Origin of the sequence: Stenotrophomonas sp. Nf1 (assembly GCF_003028475.1) — a bacterium.
Lineage (GTDB): Bacteria > Pseudomonadota > Gammaproteobacteria > Xanthomonadales > Xanthomonadaceae > Stenotrophomonas.
Window position 1 is genome coordinate 1 of sequence record NZ_PYTV01000006.1, and the last position, 14968, is coordinate 14968.

Below are 14968 nucleotides of genomic sequence, written 5' to 3' on the forward strand. Positions count from 1 at the left end.
ACGCGCCGGTGTTCTTCCACGTGGTGCGGTACTACTGGAAGGCGGGCGGCGGCGGGTGATTCTCTGGAGCCGGTAGTGCCGGCCGCTGGCCGGCAACGGCAACGGCAACATCCTGCAATCGCTGATGGGGTTGCCGGCCAGCGGCCGGCACTACCCGGGCGCGCGCCTATGCGCCGGTGTTCTTACACGTGGTGCGGTATTGCCGGAAGGCGGGCGGCCGCGGGTGATTCGGCCGGGGTTTGATCCACGCATGGCGTGGATCTACCGGAACCCGGTGGACCCGGCATCGGTAGCGCCGGGCCATGCCCGGCGGGCGGCGCTCAGGCGCTGATGCCGTATTCCTTCAGCTTCTTGCGCAGGGTGGCACGGTGGATGCCCAGCATCGCCGCGGCGCGGCTCTGGTTGCCTTCGCAGTGGTTGAGCACCTCCACGAACAGGGGAATCTCCATCTCGCGCAGCACGATCTCGTAGACATCGTCCGCGTCGCAGCCATCAAGGTCACGCAGGTAACGGCGCACGGACTGGGCGACGTGTTCACGCAGCGGTGGCCGGGGAGCGCCACGACTGTTGTCAGGACGAGAGAGGACAGCGTTCAAGGGGGTTCCCGATCTGTGTTGCCCGTGCGCGCGGGGCGCGCGGCCGGACGAGGTGGTGGCGGCCAGTCTAGCGCGAGCGTGCCCGACCTGCCACGGCTGGTCGTCTCTGACCTGTCACAGGAAGTCGAAGGTGAATGCGACGGTGGACGCGGCCGGTTCCTGCACGCGGAAGGCGATGCGTGCGCTCTGGCCGGGCTCCAACAGGGCCGCGCCTGGGCTCTCGCCCAGATACTGCGCGGGAGCGAACACGCCACTGCCGATCACCCGTCCATCGGCATCGGACAGCGACAGGCGCAGGTCCGGCCACGCCTGTGCCCAGCGTGCATCGTTGCGGATGCTGGCCTGCACCTGCAGCACGCCGGGCTGCCCGGGCAGCGGGCGGATCTCGCGACTGGTCATGGTGAACGCAGCAGGCTCGTGCCAGGCCGGCAGGTCACAACGCAGCACGCCGCACAATGCGCTCAACCAGCCGCGGTTGCCGGCGTCGGCGGCCAGCCGCGCGCGATCGGCCAGTACGCTCTGCAGCAACAGCAGCAGCGCCAGACCGGCCACCAGTGCCCAGTGCCAGCGCGGCGTCGGTAGGGTACGGGCGCGCGCGGTGCCGAGGAAGCTCGGGGTGTCGCGCACGGCTGCCGGTACCGGTGTCGCCGCGACATCGGGCGGGTCCAGCGTCGCATCGTCTTCGATGACCGCCGCATCGGCGTGCAGCGCGTCGGTTACCTGCGGTGCCGCCACCTGCAGCGACGCCTCAGGCGACGCCTCGGGGGGGCTGGCCGGCGTGTCATTGGCCACCGGGTCCGGTGCGTGTGCATCACCTGCAGGTGCGGCGGCACGCTCCGGCGTGGCGTGCAGGAACGTGGCCAGGGGGCGGCGCGGCGGGTTCGGCTCGGACATGCTCAGGGCGCGGGCTCGGATCCAGCGGTCATTCAACCACGATCAGGCGCGGCGCACGCCGGTGATACGCATCCAGTCGCCATCCTGGGTGGCCTGCAGATCGTCGAACCAGGCGGCATACCGCTGCAGCAGTTCGCCTTCCTGGCCGTGCAGGATGCCGGACAGCGCGATGCGGCCCGCCGGGGTCACGCGCGCGGCCAGCAGTTCGGCCAGCGCGTCCAGGGCCGAGGCGAGGATGTTGGCAACCACGATCGGATAGGTGGTGACCGGTTCGTCCTGCGGCAGGTAGACGTGCATGCGTGCCTGCTCGCCGTTGCGTTCGGCGTTGTCGGCGGTGGCGACCAGGGCCTGCGGATCGTTGTCCACGCCGATCGCTTCAGCCGCGCCCAGCTTCAGCGCGGCCAGCGCCAGGATGCCCGAGCCACAGCCGAAGTCGAGCACGCGCTGGCCCTGCAGCAGGCCGTCCACGGCCAGCTGGTCCAGCCAGCGCAGGCACAGCGCGGTGGTCGGGTGGGTGCCCGAGCCGAAGGCCAGGCCCGGATCCAGCCGCACCACGGCGGCGTCGGCGGTCTGCGCGGCGTCCGGCAGTTCATGGTTCCACGGCACGATCCAGGTACGGCTGCCGAAATCCATCGGCTGGAACTGGTCCAGCCAGGCGCGTTCCCAGTCTTCGTCCTCGACGGCACGGAAGCTGCCGCCGCTCCAGTCCAGCTCCGGATCGAAGGCTTCCAGGGCGGCCAGCAGCAACAGCGCATTGCTGTCGGCGGGGAACAGCGCGCTCAGCACCAGGGTGTCCCACAGCGGCGTCTCACCCACGCCCGGCTCGAGGATGGCCTGTTCGTTGCTGGTGTCCGCCTCGGCATCGAGCAGCGTGACCGCCAGCGCGCCCACGTCCTCCAGCGCGTTCTCATAGCGGGGCTGGGTGGCTTCGGTGCAACGCAGGGTCAGTTCCAGGAACGGCATGGCGGTGGGGGGCAATGGCGGGAAAGGGGGCCATGCTAGACCATCGGGGCGTCTCCGTATTGCCTGAGATGCCGCTGCCGGATGAACGGGGCCGGTTCAGACAGGCCTGCCGGGCCTTGCTAAACTCGGCGCTTTCCTGTGCGCCGTGAACGATCACCGCTGCTGATGGCCTTGGCTCCGACCCTCAAAACCTGGTTGCTCGTGCTGCCGGCGGTGGCCGTGCTGGGCGTGGCCGGGTATCGGGCCAGCGGCCACGCGGTGGCGCCGTCCGCCGTGCGGGCGGACGCACCGGGTGTGGTCCCGGCCGTGGACACCACCGCCACGTTGCCCGTGGTGCCCGAGGCGCTGGCGCGCCGGCTGGCCACCTTCGAGCGCAGCGATGCGTTGCCGTCGGGCCTGCCGCTGGACCTCCGGGCCGACATCGAAGATGCCAACGACCTGTACGCCTACGCGCAGCGCCTGCGGGCCCAGGCCGATGGCGGCAATCACGAGGCGCGCTGGATGCTCAGCCGGGTGTACGACTACTGCGCGCAGTACGCTCTCGACCCCGGCGGCTACCGCCTGGACAACAACGTGTTGAGTGGACTGGGGTTGACCGCCGCGCCGGCCATGGTCGAGGCACGCGAGCGCGTCGCGCAGCGATGCGGTGGCTTCGTGCCGGGCGACAAGCTGGGTGCGGCGCTGGTGTTGTCCGAACGTCGCAAGGCCGCCGCCCAGGGCAACCTGGCCGCCGAGGCGTCGCTGTTCGCAGAAGGCGAACCGCTGCATGACACGCCTGAGTACCGTCGTGACCTGGTCGAGCGCGTGCGTACCTCGCGTGACCCGGAGGCCTACATGGCCATCGCCCCGGGCATGGGCGTGCGGGCGGCCGGCGACAGCGCGCTGGACGGCCTGGTGGCCGGCGAGCAGCTGAGCGAACTGGCCTGGCGGCTTGCCGCCTGCGAACTCGGTCTACCGTGTGGGGCCGACAGTGTGCTGGTCAACAGTTTTTGTGCGAACGGAGGGATCTGTTCGCAGGATGGGACGCAGGATTTCCGGGATTTCGTATATGACGCTGCGGTATCACCGCAAGGTGCTGGGAAGATGAAGGAATGGATCAAGCGATTGATTGGAAAGAGGGACGGGCGATGAACTACCGTCGATTCCTGCACGGGGCCAAGTTCTGGTTCTGGGTGGCGCTGTTTGTGGCCTACTCGGCCGGTGCCGTTGGCCTGTTGATGATCGATACCTATGAGGACCGCTACCGGCATCTGTCGAAGGTGGAGCTGACCACGGTCAAGACGCCAGAAGACGTACGCCGCGCCGGTGCCAGCCAGGTGGCCGCGGTCTATCGTGCGCAGACCGGCATGCCGTTCACCTCGCTTCCGGCGGGCAGCACCTTCCAGGTGGTGTGGCCGGATGGCTCGACCGAGACCATGGTGATCGTCGATCCGAGCTCGCCCAACGGCGTACGCCCGCTGGCGAAGTCGCAGATTCCGGCGACGGCGGCCGACAAGCGCTGACCCTGTCTTTGTAGAGCCGAGCCATGCTCGGCTCCACGAGAATAGAAAAAGGGCGGGGAAATCCCCGCCCTTTTCATGTCCAGCATCTGCTGCCGATCAGGTCAGCGCGATCGGCTTGTTCTTGCGTTCGGCCAGGCGCTTTTCCAGGTAGTGGATGTTCTGGCCACCGGCCTGGAAGCCCTTGTCACGCATGATCCGCTGCTGCAGGGCGATGTTGGTCTTGATGCCATCGACCACCATCTCGCTCAGCGCCACCCGCATGCGGGCGATGGCGGTTTCGCGGTCCGGGCCGTGCACGATCAGCTTGCCGATCATCGAGTCGTAGTTCGACGGCACGCGGTAGCCACTGTAGATGTGGGTGTCCACGCGCACGCCGGGGCCGCCCGGCGGATGGAAGCCGGTGATGGTGCCCGGGCTCGGCACGAAGGTTTCAGCGTCTTCGGCATTGATGCGGCACTCGATGGCATGGCCGGTGAGCACCACGTCGCTCTGCTTGATCGACAGCTTCTGGCCGGCGGCGATCTTCAGCTGCTCGGCCACCAGGTCGATGCCGGTGACCATTTCGGTGACCGGATGTTCCACCTGGATGCGGGTGTTCATTTCGATGAAGTAGAAGCGGCCGTCCTCGTACAGGAACTCGAAGGTGCCGGCGCCACGGTAGCCGATGCGCACGCAGGCTTCGGTGCACACCTTGCCGATCTGCTCGCGCTGTTCGGCGCTGATGCCCGGCGCCGGCGCTTCTTCCACCACCTTCTGGTGGCGGCGCTGCATCGAGCAGTCGCGCTCACCCAGGTGGATGGCGTTGCCCTGGCCGTCGGCCAGCACCTGGATTTCCACATGGCGCGGATTTTCCAGGAACTTCTCCATGTAGACCTCGCCATTGCCGAACGCGGCCTTGGCCTCGCTCTTGGTGGTTTCGATCGAGGTCTTCAGCGAGGCTTCGGCGTGCACCACGCGCATGCCGCGGCCGCCACCGCCGCCAGCTGCCTTGATGATGACCGGGTAGCCGATCTCACGGGCGATCTTGGTGTTGGCCACGATGTCTTCGCCCAGCGGGCCGCCCGAGCCGGGTACGCACGGCACGCCGGCGGACTTCATCGCGCGGATGGCTTCGACCTTGTCACCCATCATGCGGATGGTGTCGGCCTTGGGGCCGATGAAGATGAAGCCGGACTCTTCCACGCGCTCGGCGAAATCGGCGTTTTCCGACAGGAAGCCGTAGCCCGGGTGGATGGCCTGCGCGTCGGTGACTTCAGCGGCGGCGATCAGTGCCGGAATGTTGAGGTAGCTCTGCGGCGACGGTGCCGGGCCGATGCAGACCGACTCGTCGGCCATGGCCACGTGCTTGAGGTTGCGGTCGACCGTGGAGTGCACGGCCACCGTGCGGATGCCCAGGGTGTGGCACGCGCGCAGGATGCGCAGCGCGATCTCCCCTCGGTTGGCAATGACGACTTTGTCGAGCATGGCGTCCGCCCCTTAGCCGATCACGAACAGCGGCTGGTCGAACTCCACCGGCTGGCCGTTCTCGCCGAGGATGGCGACGATGGTGCCGGACTTGTCGGCTTCGATCGGGTTGAACATCTTCATCGCTTCGATGATGGCCAGGGTTTCGCCTTCCTTGACCTGCTGGCCAACGGTGACGAAGGCCGGCTTGTCCGGGGCCGCCGAAGCGTAGAAGGTGCCGACCATCGGCGAGCGCAGCACGTGGCCTTCCGGCAGCGCCGGGCCCGGCTTGGCGGTGCCGCCGGTGGAGGCTTCGGTCGGCGACTGCATCGGCATCGCCTGCGGCGCCGGGGCGGCCGGCGCGGCATACACCGGCGCGGCGACCGGGGCGGCATAGCCGGCCACCGGGGCGCGCGACAGGCGCACCGACTCTTCGCCTTCCTTGATTTCGATTTCCGCCAGGTTCGACTCTTCCAGCAGGTCGATCAGCTTCTTGATTTTGCGCAGATCCATGAGGGCCTCTTTGATATCTATCTAGGTGAGGAGAGCGCCGTGTGGCGCCCGGGTCGACAATCAGGTGGCGGACACCCGCAGCAGCGCCGCATCCATTGCGTAGCGGTAGCTGTCGGCGCCGAAGCCGCAGACCACGCCCACCGCCTTGTCACTGAAGTAGCTGTGCTGGCGGAACGGTTCGCGGGTATGCGGGTTGGACAGGTGGATCTCGATGAACGGCACCGCCACCGCCGCCAGCGCATCGCGCAGGGCAACCGAGGTGTGGGTGAAGGCGGCGGGGTTGATCAGGATGAAAGCGGTTCCGTCGTTGCGCGCGGCCTGCACGCGGTCCACCAGCACATGCTCGGCGTTGGACTGCAGGCTGTCCACGACATGCCCGGCGGCCGATGCCTGGGCGGCCAGGGCCTGGTCGATGTCGGCCAGCGTGGTGTGGCCGTAGACCTCCGGCTCGCGGGTGCCGAGCAGGTTGAGGTTGGGGCCGTGCAGGACCAGCAGCTTCGCCATGGGATCCGGAAGACGGGAAAGGGCGGCAGTCTGGCGGAAGCGGTGGATGCTGTCCAGTTCGGCGAAGTTTGGCGCGTTTCAATCGTGCGTTTGAAATTCGCCGAAGCGCTTGTGGCCGTATGCGGCGCGCCAGATCAAGGCGTGCTGAACGCCATGTGGGCGGGGGATATGTGCACGTAGACCGATGATGGCGGCAGGTCGGTTGATCCATGCCATGCGTGGATGAAGAAGCTCGGTGCGCAGCAAGCTACGCACCCACCGGAGGGGGGCTGCGCACCCACCGGAAGGGTGCCATGCACCCCACCAGAAGCGCGGGTCAGGTCTCCAGCGGCAGCGTGGGCACCACGTTCGGGAACACCTCTTCCAGCGGCTCCCGCTCGCCCGGCGCCGGCGCCGGCCAGTTGTAGGCGTTCACCGGCTGGGCCCGGTTCACCCACAACGCGTAGTACAGGTGATCGGCGCGGCCATCACCGGTGTTCGGGTGGATCAGGATGGTCAACCCCAGGCTGTTGAGCTGCAGCCACGGCACCAGCACCGGCAGCAGATCGTTGGTGAAGCCGAAGTAGAACGAGGGGGTGACGTGCGGCCCGCGTGGTTCGAGGTTCCAGTTGCCCAGCTCCACCGGGAAGCGCTCGACCGCCCAGCGCCGCAGCAGCGCGGCCTTCTCGAAGCTGTCCTCATCGAAGTAGATGTGCGCGTGATAGCTCTTGATGTCGGTGTAGGGGCGCGGCGTGCGGGGCAACGTGGCTTCGCCGGGGCGCACACTGGCCGGGCGCGGGGTGGGTTCGCCCGCGGTCGCCTCGCCCCAGGGGCTGCGGCCCTTGGGCGCCGGCGGCACGATGGCGCGGAAGCCGGGACGGCCCGGCTCGGTGGTGTTTACGGCGGCGACGCCATGGGGCGTTGCCGCCGCCGTTGATGCACTGGCCAGGCCGCCGGCGGCCAACCCGGCCGAGGCGATCAGGCGCCGCCGGCTGGGCGAAAGCAGGTCGGCCCACTGGGCGTCTTCGTCACCAGCGTCGATGGCGACGTCGGTCGGGGGAGGCAGGTCAGCGTGCATGCGGGGTTCCGTGGCGACAGCGCGGGGGCGACAAGGCACGCTCGGGCAGGCCGGCCGGTGGCGTCCAATAAGCAGGCGGCATCACCTCATGCAGGTTCCCGCCGGTGCCATTGAGCCTGGGCACGGGCCGGGCTAGGGTGCAGGGATACCGCCCCGGAGCCCGCCATGTCCCTGTCCGATGCCGACACCCGGCGCAAGCGCGCGACCTTCCGCCAGCTGCACGCCGAAGGCTGCTTCGTGCTGCCCAATCCCTGGGACGTTGGCAGTGCACGCTATCTGCAGCGGCAGGGCTTCCTGGCCCTGGCCACCACCAGCGCCGGCTGCGCCTGGAGCGAAGGCCGGCCCGACGGCGCGGTTTCGCTGCAGGCCACGCTGGAGCACCTGCGGCTGATGGCCGCGGCGACGCCGCTGCCCTTGAATGCCGATTTCGGAGATGGCTTCGGTATGTCCCCGCCCCAGGTGGCCGAGGCGGTGGCGGCGGCCATCGACACCGGCATCGCCGCGCTGTCGATCGAGGATGCCAGTGGCGTGACCGACGCGCCGCTGCGCCCGATCGATGACGCGGTGGCGCGCCTGCGTGCGGCGCGCGCCGCCATCGATCAGGCTGGGGGCGAGGTACTGCTGGTGGGACGTGCCGAGAACTTCTTCGTCGGCGTACCGGATCTGCACGACACGCTGCAGCGCCTGCGCGCCTATGCCGAGGCCGGTGCCGATGTGCTGTATGCGCCGGGCATCAGTACGCCGGAACAGATCCGCGCGGTGGTTTCCGCGGCAGGATCCACACCGGTGAACCTGCTGGTCGGTGGGCCCACGCCGCTCAACCTGCAGGACATCGCCGCACTCGGCGTGCGCCGGGTCAGCCTGGGCGGTGCACTGGCCCGCGCGGCGTGGGGAGGTTTGATGCAGGCCACCTGGCCGATCGTTCAGGACGGTCGCTTCGACGGTCTGCAACAGGCGGCCCCGGGCGCGGCACTGAACGCGCTGTTCCAGTAGCGGACAGCCAGTAGATCCATGCCATGCGTGGATGCAGGATGTCCGGTGCACAGCAAGCTACGCACCCACCGAGGAGCGGCGCCCGCATGCCGGTAGATCCACGCCATGCGTGGATGGATGCGCCGGAACGTACCGACGCCCCGCAAGTGCGCTACAGCGTTTCCACTCCGCCCTTGGGCAGGATCACGCCCGGTTCCAGTGCCGGCAACAGCTGCCGGAGCATCGCGGGATTGTCGATCAGCCCGGCGCCATCAAGGTAGCGCCACTGCGAAGTGCCGACCTGGCGCACGGCAACCATGAACGAGGTGCTGCGGATAGCGGTTTCGCGCACGCGCAGCAGTGACTGCCGCGGTACGAAGCAGACTTCCTCGTCATCGGCCGCATAGGTGCGGCCAGGTACTCCCGCTTCGTCGCTGATGATGACGACGCCCGCTTCGCGCAACGCCTTGATGGTGTCGCGGGTGGAACTGGCATAGACCTCATCGCCACCTGCGAGCCGCTTCAGGCTGGGATGGGTGCGCTCGATGATCAGTTCGGCATCGCCCTTGGCGAACGCCGCCAGCATTGCCTGCACATCCTGGCGCAGTGCGGCCGAATCGCCGGGACTCAATTCTCCGGCTGCGGCGGGAAACACGACCATGGCCAGCAACACGGCCAGCATCGGGGCAAACAGGCGTCGGCGCATCGTCGGCGATCTCCACGGGATGGGGCGCACTATACGGCGAACGCAAAAACAGCGTCCCATCGATGGCGCTGGTGATCCGGGCAATGCTACTTACTATTGGTAGGTAATGATTCCTGGAGATTTACCCATGCACAGCCTCATCGTCACCACCCACCCGGAAACCGGATCGCTCACCCATGCCATCGCCCAGCGCATCGGCGATGCCATCCGGGCCACCGACGCTGGCAATACCGTCACCCATGCCGACCTGGTCGCCGAAGGCTTCGATCCGCGATTCAACCGCGAAGACCAGGCGCTGTTCCGCGGCACCGGTGCGGTACCGGCCGATGTTGCCGCCGAGCACGCACGGCTGGACCTGGCCGATACGCTGGTGCTGGTCTATCCGCTGTACTGGTGGTCGTTCCCCGCCTTGTTGAAAGGGTGGGTCGACCGCGTGTTCACCCAGGGCTGGGCCTACCAGGACGGCGCCGACGGCAAGGTACAGAAGAAGCTGCAGCGCCTGCGCGTGCACCTGGTCGGCGTCGGCGGCGCCGGCGCGGCGATGATCGAGCGGCGCGGCTATGGCGCGGCGATGAAGACCCAGATCGACATGGGCATCTTCGACTACTGCGGCGCGCGCGTGTTGTCGTCCGAACTGCTGCTCGATGCCGATAGCGGTGCGGCCGCCGCGCATCTGCAGACCGCAGTGGAAATCGGCCGTAAAATCGGTACTCCGATGCACTGATCGCCGTGTTCCGCCGATGCCTGCCAACGCCGTCCCCACGCGCCGCCGCCTGACCCGCGAGCAACGTGCCCGCCAGCTGCTGGATGTGGCCTGGGCGCTGGTCGGTGAAGAAGGCACCGATGCGTTGACGCTGGGGCGGCTGGCCGAAGCGGCGGGCGTGACCAAGCCGGTGGCCTACGATCACTTCGTGACCCGTCATGGCCTGCTGGCGGCGCTGTACCACGACTACGACGCACGACAGACGCAGGTATTCCACGAGCGCATCGATCGCGCCCGGGCGCGGCTGGGCGATCGCGCCGCTGCCATCGCCTCGGGCTACATCGACTGCATCCTCAGCCAGGGCAGCGAGGTGCAGGGCATCCTGTCGGCGCTGGTCGGCGCGCCGGAACTGCAGGAGGTGCGGCGCTGCTACCAGCAGGACTTCATCGACAACTGCGAGGTATGGCTGGGCCCGTTTGCCGCGGACGGCACGGTGCCGCTGGCCGGCCGCTGGGCCATCCTGGGCGCGGCCGAAAGTCTGTCCGAGGCGGTGGCCGCCGGCGCACTGGACCAGGGCGTGGCCGAAGCCGAGCTGCAACGCCTGATCGTGGCGACGGTCAAACGACGCTGACCGGGCTCAGGCCTCGATGACGGCGCCGGCCAGCGTGGTGAAGCCGGTGGCCAGCTGTTCGCGCACCATCGCGTCGCGCGCCTGGCGGCTGTCCGAACCGAGCACCACCGTGATCAGGCGCACCGGCTGCGCCTGCCCGGGCAGCACCCGGCAGGCGGTGGCGGCCAGGCAGAAGCCGGCGGCCTGGGTGTAGCCGGTCTTCAATCCATCCACGCCTTCATCGCCCAGCAGCGCGTTCTGGTTGGAGCGGCTGAAGCGACCATGCGCGAACGCACGCTGCGCGGTGATGGCCAGGATCTGTGGATGGTCGGACAGCAGATGAGCCGCGAGCACCGCCATGTCGCGCGCGCTGGACGCATGCTGTGGCGTGGTGATGCCCGATACGCTGGCGAACCCGCTATCGCGCAGGCCAAGCCGGCGTGCGTGGTGGTTCATGCGCTGCAGAAATGCACCCTGCGATCCATCCAGGTGGCGCGCGATCGCCAGTGCGGCGTCATTGCCGGAGACGATCATCATCCCCTCCAGCAGGCGCGCCAGGGTGACCGTTTCGCCGGGTGCCAGGCCCATCCGCGTTTCATCAGCCGCGACCGCGTGCACGTCGTCGCCGGCGATGGTGACCGTTTCGTCCCACGAACGCCCGGTCTCTGCGATGCACGCATACACCGCGTAGGCGGTCATCAGCTTGGTCAGCGATGCGGGCGGTCGCACGGTGTCGGCGTTGTGCTGGTGGATCACCGCGCGGGTTGCAGCGTCAATGGTGATCGCAGAGAGCGGCGCGCGCGCCGGAGAAGAAGTCGGCATGGGGCAGCGATGGCAACGGTAGCTGCGCAGGGTAGCGCGCAGCGGCTGCATGAAGCTGCAACATTGAAACTTTATAACAGGTGGTCATCACGGGCCGCAGGTGGCCCGACAGGACCCACAATGAGCCCATTCCTTCCACGCCGCGGGCGCCATGCCCTGCTGCTGGCTGCACTGGCCGCAGTCGGCGGCTGCCAGCCGAACCTGCGCGCCGGTCCATCGGCGCCGGCTGCGGTCCAACCGTACAACGTGATCGTGATGATCAATGACGGCGCCGGTTGGGGCACCTGGGATGCGGCCGCCTACTGGCAGTACGGCAGCCGCGAGGGTGCGCCCTATGCGGCGTTCCCGCAGCGCCTGGCCGTGACCACCTTCCCTCTGAATTCCAGCAGCCAGCCGACCGGCGACACTGCGCAGACCCTTGGCTACGACGCGGCCAGGGCGTGGAATACCGAGGCGGTTCCCGCGCTGGACCTGCCGTTCGCCGGCTACCAGTACCTGGCCGCGGTGGCGACCGACAGCGCGGCGGCAGGTACCGCGTTGTCCGCGGGCATCAAGACCTACAACAACGCCATCAACGTGGACAACGAGGGCAGGGCGGTCGACTTCAACACCCTGCGCGCCAAGCGCCTGGGCATGGCCACCGGCGTGGTCACCTCCGTGCCCTTCGCGCACGCCACGCCGGCCGCGTTCGCCGCGCAGAACCCATCGCGCAACAACTATCACGCGATCGCGCACCAGATGCTGGCGCAGGGTCATATGGACCTGGTGATGGGCACCGGCGGCCCGGGTTACAGCGTCGATGGACGCGCCTGTGGCCAGGGCACGGCGGCTGCGCCGGCCGAAGGCTGCGCCAATCCGTGGGAGTGGGTCTCGCAGCAGGACTGGCAGCAGCTGGAAGCGGGCAGCACCATCGGCGGCAACCCGGCCGGGCCGTGGCGACTGATCCGCAGCAAGGAGGACTTCCTCGCGCTGGCGCAGGGCCGGCTGCCGGCAGACCGTCCGTTGATCGGCGTGCCGCGCGTGGCCAATACGCTGCAGCAGGCACGCCAGCGGCAGGTGCTGGGCCAGGATGCGAGCACGCCTTCGGGCGTGCGCAGGATCGACAGCGTGCCCGATCTGGCGACCATGACCCGTGGCGCCCTGCGGTTCCTGCAGCAGCGTTCGGCCAAGGGCCTGTTCCTGATGGTGGAAGGCGGCGCCACCGACTGGGCCGCGCACACCAGCGCCTGTGGCACCGAATGGCACTACGGCTCATGCAGCGACCAGCCGCAGTACGGGCGGCTGATCGAGGAAACGGTGGAGTTCAACGACGCGGTGGCGGCGGTGGTCGAATGGATCGAGCACAACGGCGGTTGGGAACGCAGCCTGCTGATCGTCACCACCGACCATGACAACAGCATGCCGATGGGGCCGGATGCGCAGAACATCGCGTTCGAACCGGTGCGCAACAACGGCCGTGGCCGCATGCCGGGGATGAGCTTCCGCCCCACCGGCAACCACTCCAACGCGCTGGTGCCGCTGTGGGCCAAGGGCGCCGGCGCGGAGCTGCTGGGCCAGCGCGTGCGGGGTGTGGATGCCGGCTACCGCCAGCATGTGCGCTGGAACGACGGCCGTTACATCGACAACACCGATGTGGCGGCCGCCGTGCAGGAAGCGCTGCAACGCTAGGGGAGTGCCGGCCGCTGGCCGGCAGCCTTGTGGTCCCGGCATTCGGAGGTTGCCGGCCGGCGGCCGGCACTACCGGGAGTGCAGGTGGACGGCGTTGCAGGCAGAGCGGCCAGCTGCCGCGCCAGCTCGGCGCTGGCGATGTGGCCATGCAGGAACAACAGGCTGCCGAAGATGTTCATGAGCGTGCCTCCACTTGAGTGGATTGCACGATACGGGCAGGATGGAGGGGCAAAAAGCGACATTTCCGCAAGCCTGACTTGAAAGAGGTTCAAGCCTTGTGACCCGTCCACCCTTGCATGCCCTGCAGGGCTTCGTCGCTGCCGCCCGGCTCGGCAACCTGTCGCGCGCGGCGGCGTCGATGAACCTCACGGTCAGCGCGCTCAGCCACCAGATGCGGCAGCTGGAAGAGCGCCTGGGCCAGCCGCTTTTGGTCCGCCAGGCGCGCGGCGTCGCCCTCACCCTGGAAGGTCAGCGCCTGCTGGACCAGGTCGGCCCACATCTGGATGCGATCAACGAAGCCTTCCAGCCGTATGCGGCGCGTGCCGAGCACGTGCTGACGATCAGCGCGGTGCCGTCGATGGCCAGTGCGTGGCTGGTGCCACGGCTGGGGCATTTCGTGGCTGCCCATCCGCAGATCGAGATCAATCTGCAGTCCAGCGAACGGCTGGTGGATTTCGAACGCCAGCGCCAGTTCGACGCTGCGCTGCGGCTGGGCGGTGGCCACTGGCCAGGGCTGGTGGTGGAGCCGCTGTTCGATGAGTGGCTGCTGCCGATGGCCAGCCCGGCACTGATCGAGCGCATGGGCGGCATCGACCGTGTCCCGCTCACGCAATGGCCGTTGCTGGGTGATCCCGACGGGGCGTGGGGCGCCTGGTTCGCCTTGAGTGGGCAGAGCCCGCCGCCCCGCTTCGTAGCGGTGCTGGATGATTCCGAAGCGCATCATCGGGCCGCGCTGGACGGCGTGGGTGTCGCCCTGGGCCGGGTCACGCGTGCGCGCCTGCTGCTCGACTCCGGCCAGCTGGTCGCGCTGTCCCAGCAGCGCCTGAAGACCGACTGGCCGCACTGGCTGGTGTACCCGCCACGCTCGGCCCATCACCGTGGTTTCCTTGCCTTCCGCGACTGGCTGCACGCGCAGGCGGCCGAGCACGTGCGGCATATGGCCGGCGTGCATCTGTAGAGTCGAGCTTGCTCGACTGTCTTCGTGCACAGCTGTCGAGCAAACTCGACTCTACGGGCCGGTAGTCGAGCACGCTCGATGCCACGGATTCACCGCACCAGGGTGACCGCTTGCCCCGCACGCGCGAAGGCTTCGCCCAGCAACGGGCCGGCCTTGATCGCTTCCACCTCGTCGAACAAGGCGCGCAACGCCTCGGCCGGGCGCGAGGCCGGTGCCGCAACCGCCTGCTGGATCGCGGTGAAACGATCGGCCAGCACGCGGTGGCCGGGATGCGCCTGCGCCCAGGCCGCCAGCGGCTGGCGCACCCCGGCGGCGGCATCCAGGTGCTGCTGGTCGAACAGGGTGATGGCCGCGGCCGAAGTCTCCGCGCGCTCGATCGCGGCGTGGCGCAGCTCGCGGCTGAGGAACAGGTCGTAGGCCGCGCCGCAGCCGACTGCGATGCGCAGGCCGTCGCGGTCAAGATCGGTCACCCGCTGTGCCGGGCTGTCTTCGCGCACCAGGTAGGTGCCTTCAATCTCCACATACGGCGCACTGAAGGCGATGTGGTCGGCGCGTGCCGGATCGATCGCCAGGAAGGCCAGATCCCAGCCGCCCTGCGCGGCTGCGGCGACCACCGAAGCCGCGGCGTCATGGCAGGTGAAACGTGCCTGCACGCCCATGCGCTGTGCCAGCGCCGTCGCCAGTTCCAGTGATGGCCCGCGTGGTGAACGCGCATCACCCTGCGCGAGCACGGGATTACCGAGATTGATCGCCACGCGCAGGAATCCCTGCGGCGCCAGCGCGCTTCGATGGTCGGCCAGGGACATGCAGGGCTCCGCGGGAAGGGGAGCTCCAGCAT

At 68.5% G+C, this 14968-nt stretch carries 18 protein-coding genes; 7 read left to right on the top strand and 11 right to left on the bottom strand.

The genetic code is table 11. The features are described 5' to 3' along the window. Nucleotides 1-320: 320 nt before the first annotated feature. From fis to prmA, 3 genes are all read right to left on the bottom strand, one after another. Nucleotides 321-596 carry a DNA-binding transcriptional regulator Fis gene (gene fis, locus C9412_RS12015; RefSeq protein WP_005419706.1) on the bottom strand — a complete coding sequence of 92 codons (276 nt, stop codon included), beginning with the start codon at nt 594-596 and terminating at the stop codon, nt 321-323. Between the two features lie 114 nt (nt 597-710). Then, nucleotides 711-1490, bottom strand: coding sequence for a DUF3426 domain-containing protein (locus C9412_RS12020; RefSeq protein WP_107231831.1), 780 nt, complete (start codon nt 1488-1490; stop codon nt 711-713). Nucleotides 1491-1532: 42 nt separating this feature from the next. After that, nucleotides 1533-2453 carry a 50S ribosomal protein L11 methyltransferase gene (gene prmA / locus C9412_RS12025; protein WP_107231832.1) on the bottom strand — a complete coding sequence of 307 codons (921 nt, stop codon included), beginning with the start codon at nt 2451-2453 and terminating at the stop codon, nt 1533-1535. Between the two features lie 165 nt (nt 2454-2618). Here prmA and C9412_RS12030 point away from each other — a divergent pair, with 165 nt between their 5' ends. Both C9412_RS12030 and C9412_RS12035 read left to right on the top strand, forming a co-directional pair. Further along, the gene (locus tag C9412_RS12030) at nt 2619-3584 is read left to right on the top strand and encodes a hypothetical protein (protein ID WP_107231833.1); all 966 of its coding nucleotides are present in this window, start codon (nt 2619-2621) and stop codon (nt 3582-3584) included. Beyond that, nucleotides 3581-3955, top strand: a complete 375-nt coding sequence (locus tag C9412_RS12035) for a hypothetical protein (protein ID WP_107231834.1) — start codon at nt 3581-3583, stop codon at nt 3953-3955. Before C9412_RS12030 ends, C9412_RS12035 begins: the two co-directional genes overlap by 4 nt. A gap of 96 nt (nt 3956-4051) precedes the next feature. Here the strand turns inward: C9412_RS12035 and accC are convergent, their stop codons facing one another. From accC to C9412_RS12060, 4 genes are all read right to left on the bottom strand, one after another. Continuing rightward, a complete protein-coding gene (gene accC, locus C9412_RS12040) occupies nt 4052-5419 on the bottom strand; it encodes an acetyl-CoA carboxylase biotin carboxylase subunit (RefSeq protein ID WP_006473295.1) in 1368 nt (455 codons plus the stop codon). A gap of 12 nt (nt 5420-5431) precedes the next feature. Continuing rightward, nucleotides 5432-5911, bottom strand: coding sequence for an acetyl-CoA carboxylase biotin carboxyl carrier protein (accB, locus tag C9412_RS12045; RefSeq protein WP_107231835.1), 480 nt, complete (start codon nt 5909-5911; stop codon nt 5432-5434). A 60-nt stretch (nt 5912-5971) separates the two neighbouring features. Then, the gene (gene aroQ, locus C9412_RS12050) at nt 5972-6415 is read right to left on the bottom strand and encodes a type II 3-dehydroquinate dehydratase (protein WP_107231836.1); all 444 of its coding nucleotides are present in this window, start codon (nt 6413-6415) and stop codon (nt 5972-5974) included. A gap of 316 nt (nt 6416-6731) precedes the next feature. Next, the gene (locus tag C9412_RS12060) at nt 6732-7472 is read right to left on the bottom strand and encodes a DOPA 4,5-dioxygenase family protein (RefSeq protein ID WP_107231838.1); all 741 of its coding nucleotides are present in this window, start codon (nt 7470-7472) and stop codon (nt 6732-6734) included. Between the two features lie 165 nt (nt 7473-7637). Between C9412_RS12060 and C9412_RS12065 the strand changes: the two genes are divergently transcribed. Next, entirely contained in the window at nt 7638-8465 is an 828-nt protein-coding gene (locus tag C9412_RS12065; RefSeq protein ID WP_107231839.1) for an isocitrate lyase/phosphoenolpyruvate mutase family protein, read from the top strand. Nucleotides 8466-8616: 151 nt separating this feature from the next. Here C9412_RS12065 and C9412_RS12070 read toward each other — a convergent pair whose 3' ends face one another. Further along, entirely contained in the window at nt 8617-9150 is a 534-nt protein-coding gene (locus C9412_RS12070; RefSeq protein WP_107231840.1) for a hypothetical protein, read from the bottom strand. A 127-nt stretch (nt 9151-9277) separates the two neighbouring features. On the opposite strand from C9412_RS12070, the gene C9412_RS12075 reads away from it, so the two are divergent. Together C9412_RS12075 and C9412_RS12080 are read left to right on the top strand one after the other, a co-directional pair. Further along, nucleotides 9278-9874 carry an NAD(P)H-dependent oxidoreductase gene (locus C9412_RS12075; protein WP_107231841.1) on the top strand — a complete coding sequence of 199 codons (597 nt, stop codon included), beginning with the start codon at nt 9278-9280 and terminating at the stop codon, nt 9872-9874. A gap of 16 nt (nt 9875-9890) precedes the next feature. Further along, complete coding sequence (locus C9412_RS12080; protein WP_107231842.1) at nt 9891-10484, top strand: TetR/AcrR family transcriptional regulator; 594 nt, start codon at nt 9891-9893, stop codon at nt 10482-10484. Nucleotides 10485-10490: 6 nt separating this feature from the next. Here the strand turns inward: C9412_RS12080 and C9412_RS12085 are convergent, their stop codons facing one another. After that, complete coding sequence (locus C9412_RS12085; protein WP_107232076.1) at nt 10491-11285, bottom strand: D-alanyl-D-alanine carboxypeptidase family protein; 795 nt, start codon at nt 11283-11285, stop codon at nt 10491-10493. A 120-nt stretch (nt 11286-11405) separates the two neighbouring features. Between C9412_RS12085 and C9412_RS12090 the strand changes: the two genes are divergently transcribed. After that, nucleotides 11406-12953, top strand: coding sequence for an alkaline phosphatase (locus tag C9412_RS12090; protein ID WP_107231843.1), 1548 nt, complete (start codon nt 11406-11408; stop codon nt 12951-12953). Here C9412_RS12090 and C9412_RS12095 read toward each other — a convergent pair. Further along, complete coding sequence (locus tag C9412_RS12095) at nt 12950-13132, bottom strand: hypothetical protein (protein WP_107231844.1); 183 nt, start codon at nt 13130-13132, stop codon at nt 12950-12952. The two genes, C9412_RS12090 and C9412_RS12095, sit on opposite strands and share 4 nt — an antisense overlap. 98 nt (nt 13133-13230) lie before the next feature. Between C9412_RS12095 and C9412_RS12100 the strand changes: the two genes are divergently transcribed. Beyond that, nucleotides 13231-14130, top strand: coding sequence for a LysR substrate-binding domain-containing protein (locus C9412_RS12100; protein WP_107231845.1), 900 nt, complete (start codon nt 13231-13233; stop codon nt 14128-14130). A gap of 89 nt (nt 14131-14219) precedes the next feature. Here the strand turns inward: C9412_RS12100 and C9412_RS12105 are convergent, their stop codons facing one another. Then, nucleotides 14220-14936 (bottom strand): ABC transporter substrate-binding protein, encoded by a 717-nt coding sequence (locus C9412_RS12105; RefSeq protein ID WP_107231846.1) that lies wholly within the window; start codon nt 14934-14936, stop codon nt 14220-14222. Nucleotides 14937-14968: the final 32 nt, after the last annotated feature.

What these genes read in the sequence shown, in the direction of transcription:
- accB (WP_107231835.1), bottom strand. Translation starts at nt 5,911, where the DNA reads ATGGATCTGCGCAAAATCAAGAAGCTGATCGACCTGCTGGAAGAGTCG.
- C9412_RS12030 (WP_107231833.1), top strand. Translation starts at nt 2,619, where the DNA reads ATGGCCTTGGCTCCGACCCTCAAAACCTGGTTGCTCGTGCTGCCGGCG.
- C9412_RS12065 (WP_107231839.1), top strand. Translation starts at nt 7,638, where the DNA reads ATGTCCCTGTCCGATGCCGACACCCGGCGCAAGCGCGCGACCTTCCGC.
- C9412_RS12075 (WP_107231841.1), top strand. Translation starts at nt 9,278, where the DNA reads ATGCACAGCCTCATCGTCACCACCCACCCGGAAACCGGATCGCTCACC.
- aroQ (WP_107231836.1), bottom strand. Translation starts at nt 6,415, where the DNA reads ATGGCGAAGCTGCTGGTCCTGCACGGCCCCAACCTCAACCTGCTCGGC.
- C9412_RS12085 (WP_107232076.1), bottom strand. Translation starts at nt 11,285, where the DNA reads ATGCCGACTTCTTCTCCGGCGCGCGCGCCGCTCTCTGCGATCACCATT.
- C9412_RS12020 (WP_107231831.1), bottom strand. Translation starts at nt 1,490, where the DNA reads ATGTCCGAGCCGAACCCGCCGCGCCGCCCCCTGGCCACGTTCCTGCAC.
- C9412_RS12090 (WP_107231843.1), top strand. Translation starts at nt 11,406, where the DNA reads ATGAGCCCATTCCTTCCACGCCGCGGGCGCCATGCCCTGCTGCTGGCT.
- C9412_RS12035 (WP_107231834.1), top strand. Translation starts at nt 3,581, where the DNA reads ATGAACTACCGTCGATTCCTGCACGGGGCCAAGTTCTGGTTCTGGGTG.
- C9412_RS12105 (WP_107231846.1), bottom strand. Translation starts at nt 14,936, where the DNA reads ATGTCCCTGGCCGACCATCGAAGCGCGCTGGCGCCGCAGGGATTCCTG.
- prmA (WP_107231832.1), bottom strand. Translation starts at nt 2,453, where the DNA reads ATGCCGTTCCTGGAACTGACCCTGCGTTGCACCGAAGCCACCCAGCCC.
- C9412_RS12095 (WP_107231844.1), bottom strand. Translation starts at nt 13,132, where the DNA reads ATGAACATCTTCGGCAGCCTGTTGTTCCTGCATGGCCACATCGCCAGC.
- C9412_RS12080 (WP_107231842.1), top strand. Translation starts at nt 9,891, where the DNA reads ATGCCTGCCAACGCCGTCCCCACGCGCCGCCGCCTGACCCGCGAGCAA.
- C9412_RS12060 (WP_107231838.1), bottom strand. Translation starts at nt 7,472, where the DNA reads ATGCACGCTGACCTGCCTCCCCCGACCGACGTCGCCATCGACGCTGGT.
- C9412_RS12070 (WP_107231840.1), bottom strand. Translation starts at nt 9,150, where the DNA reads ATGCGCCGACGCCTGTTTGCCCCGATGCTGGCCGTGTTGCTGGCCATG.
- accC (WP_006473295.1), bottom strand. Translation starts at nt 5,419, where the DNA reads ATGCTCGACAAAGTCGTCATTGCCAACCGAGGGGAGATCGCGCTGCGC.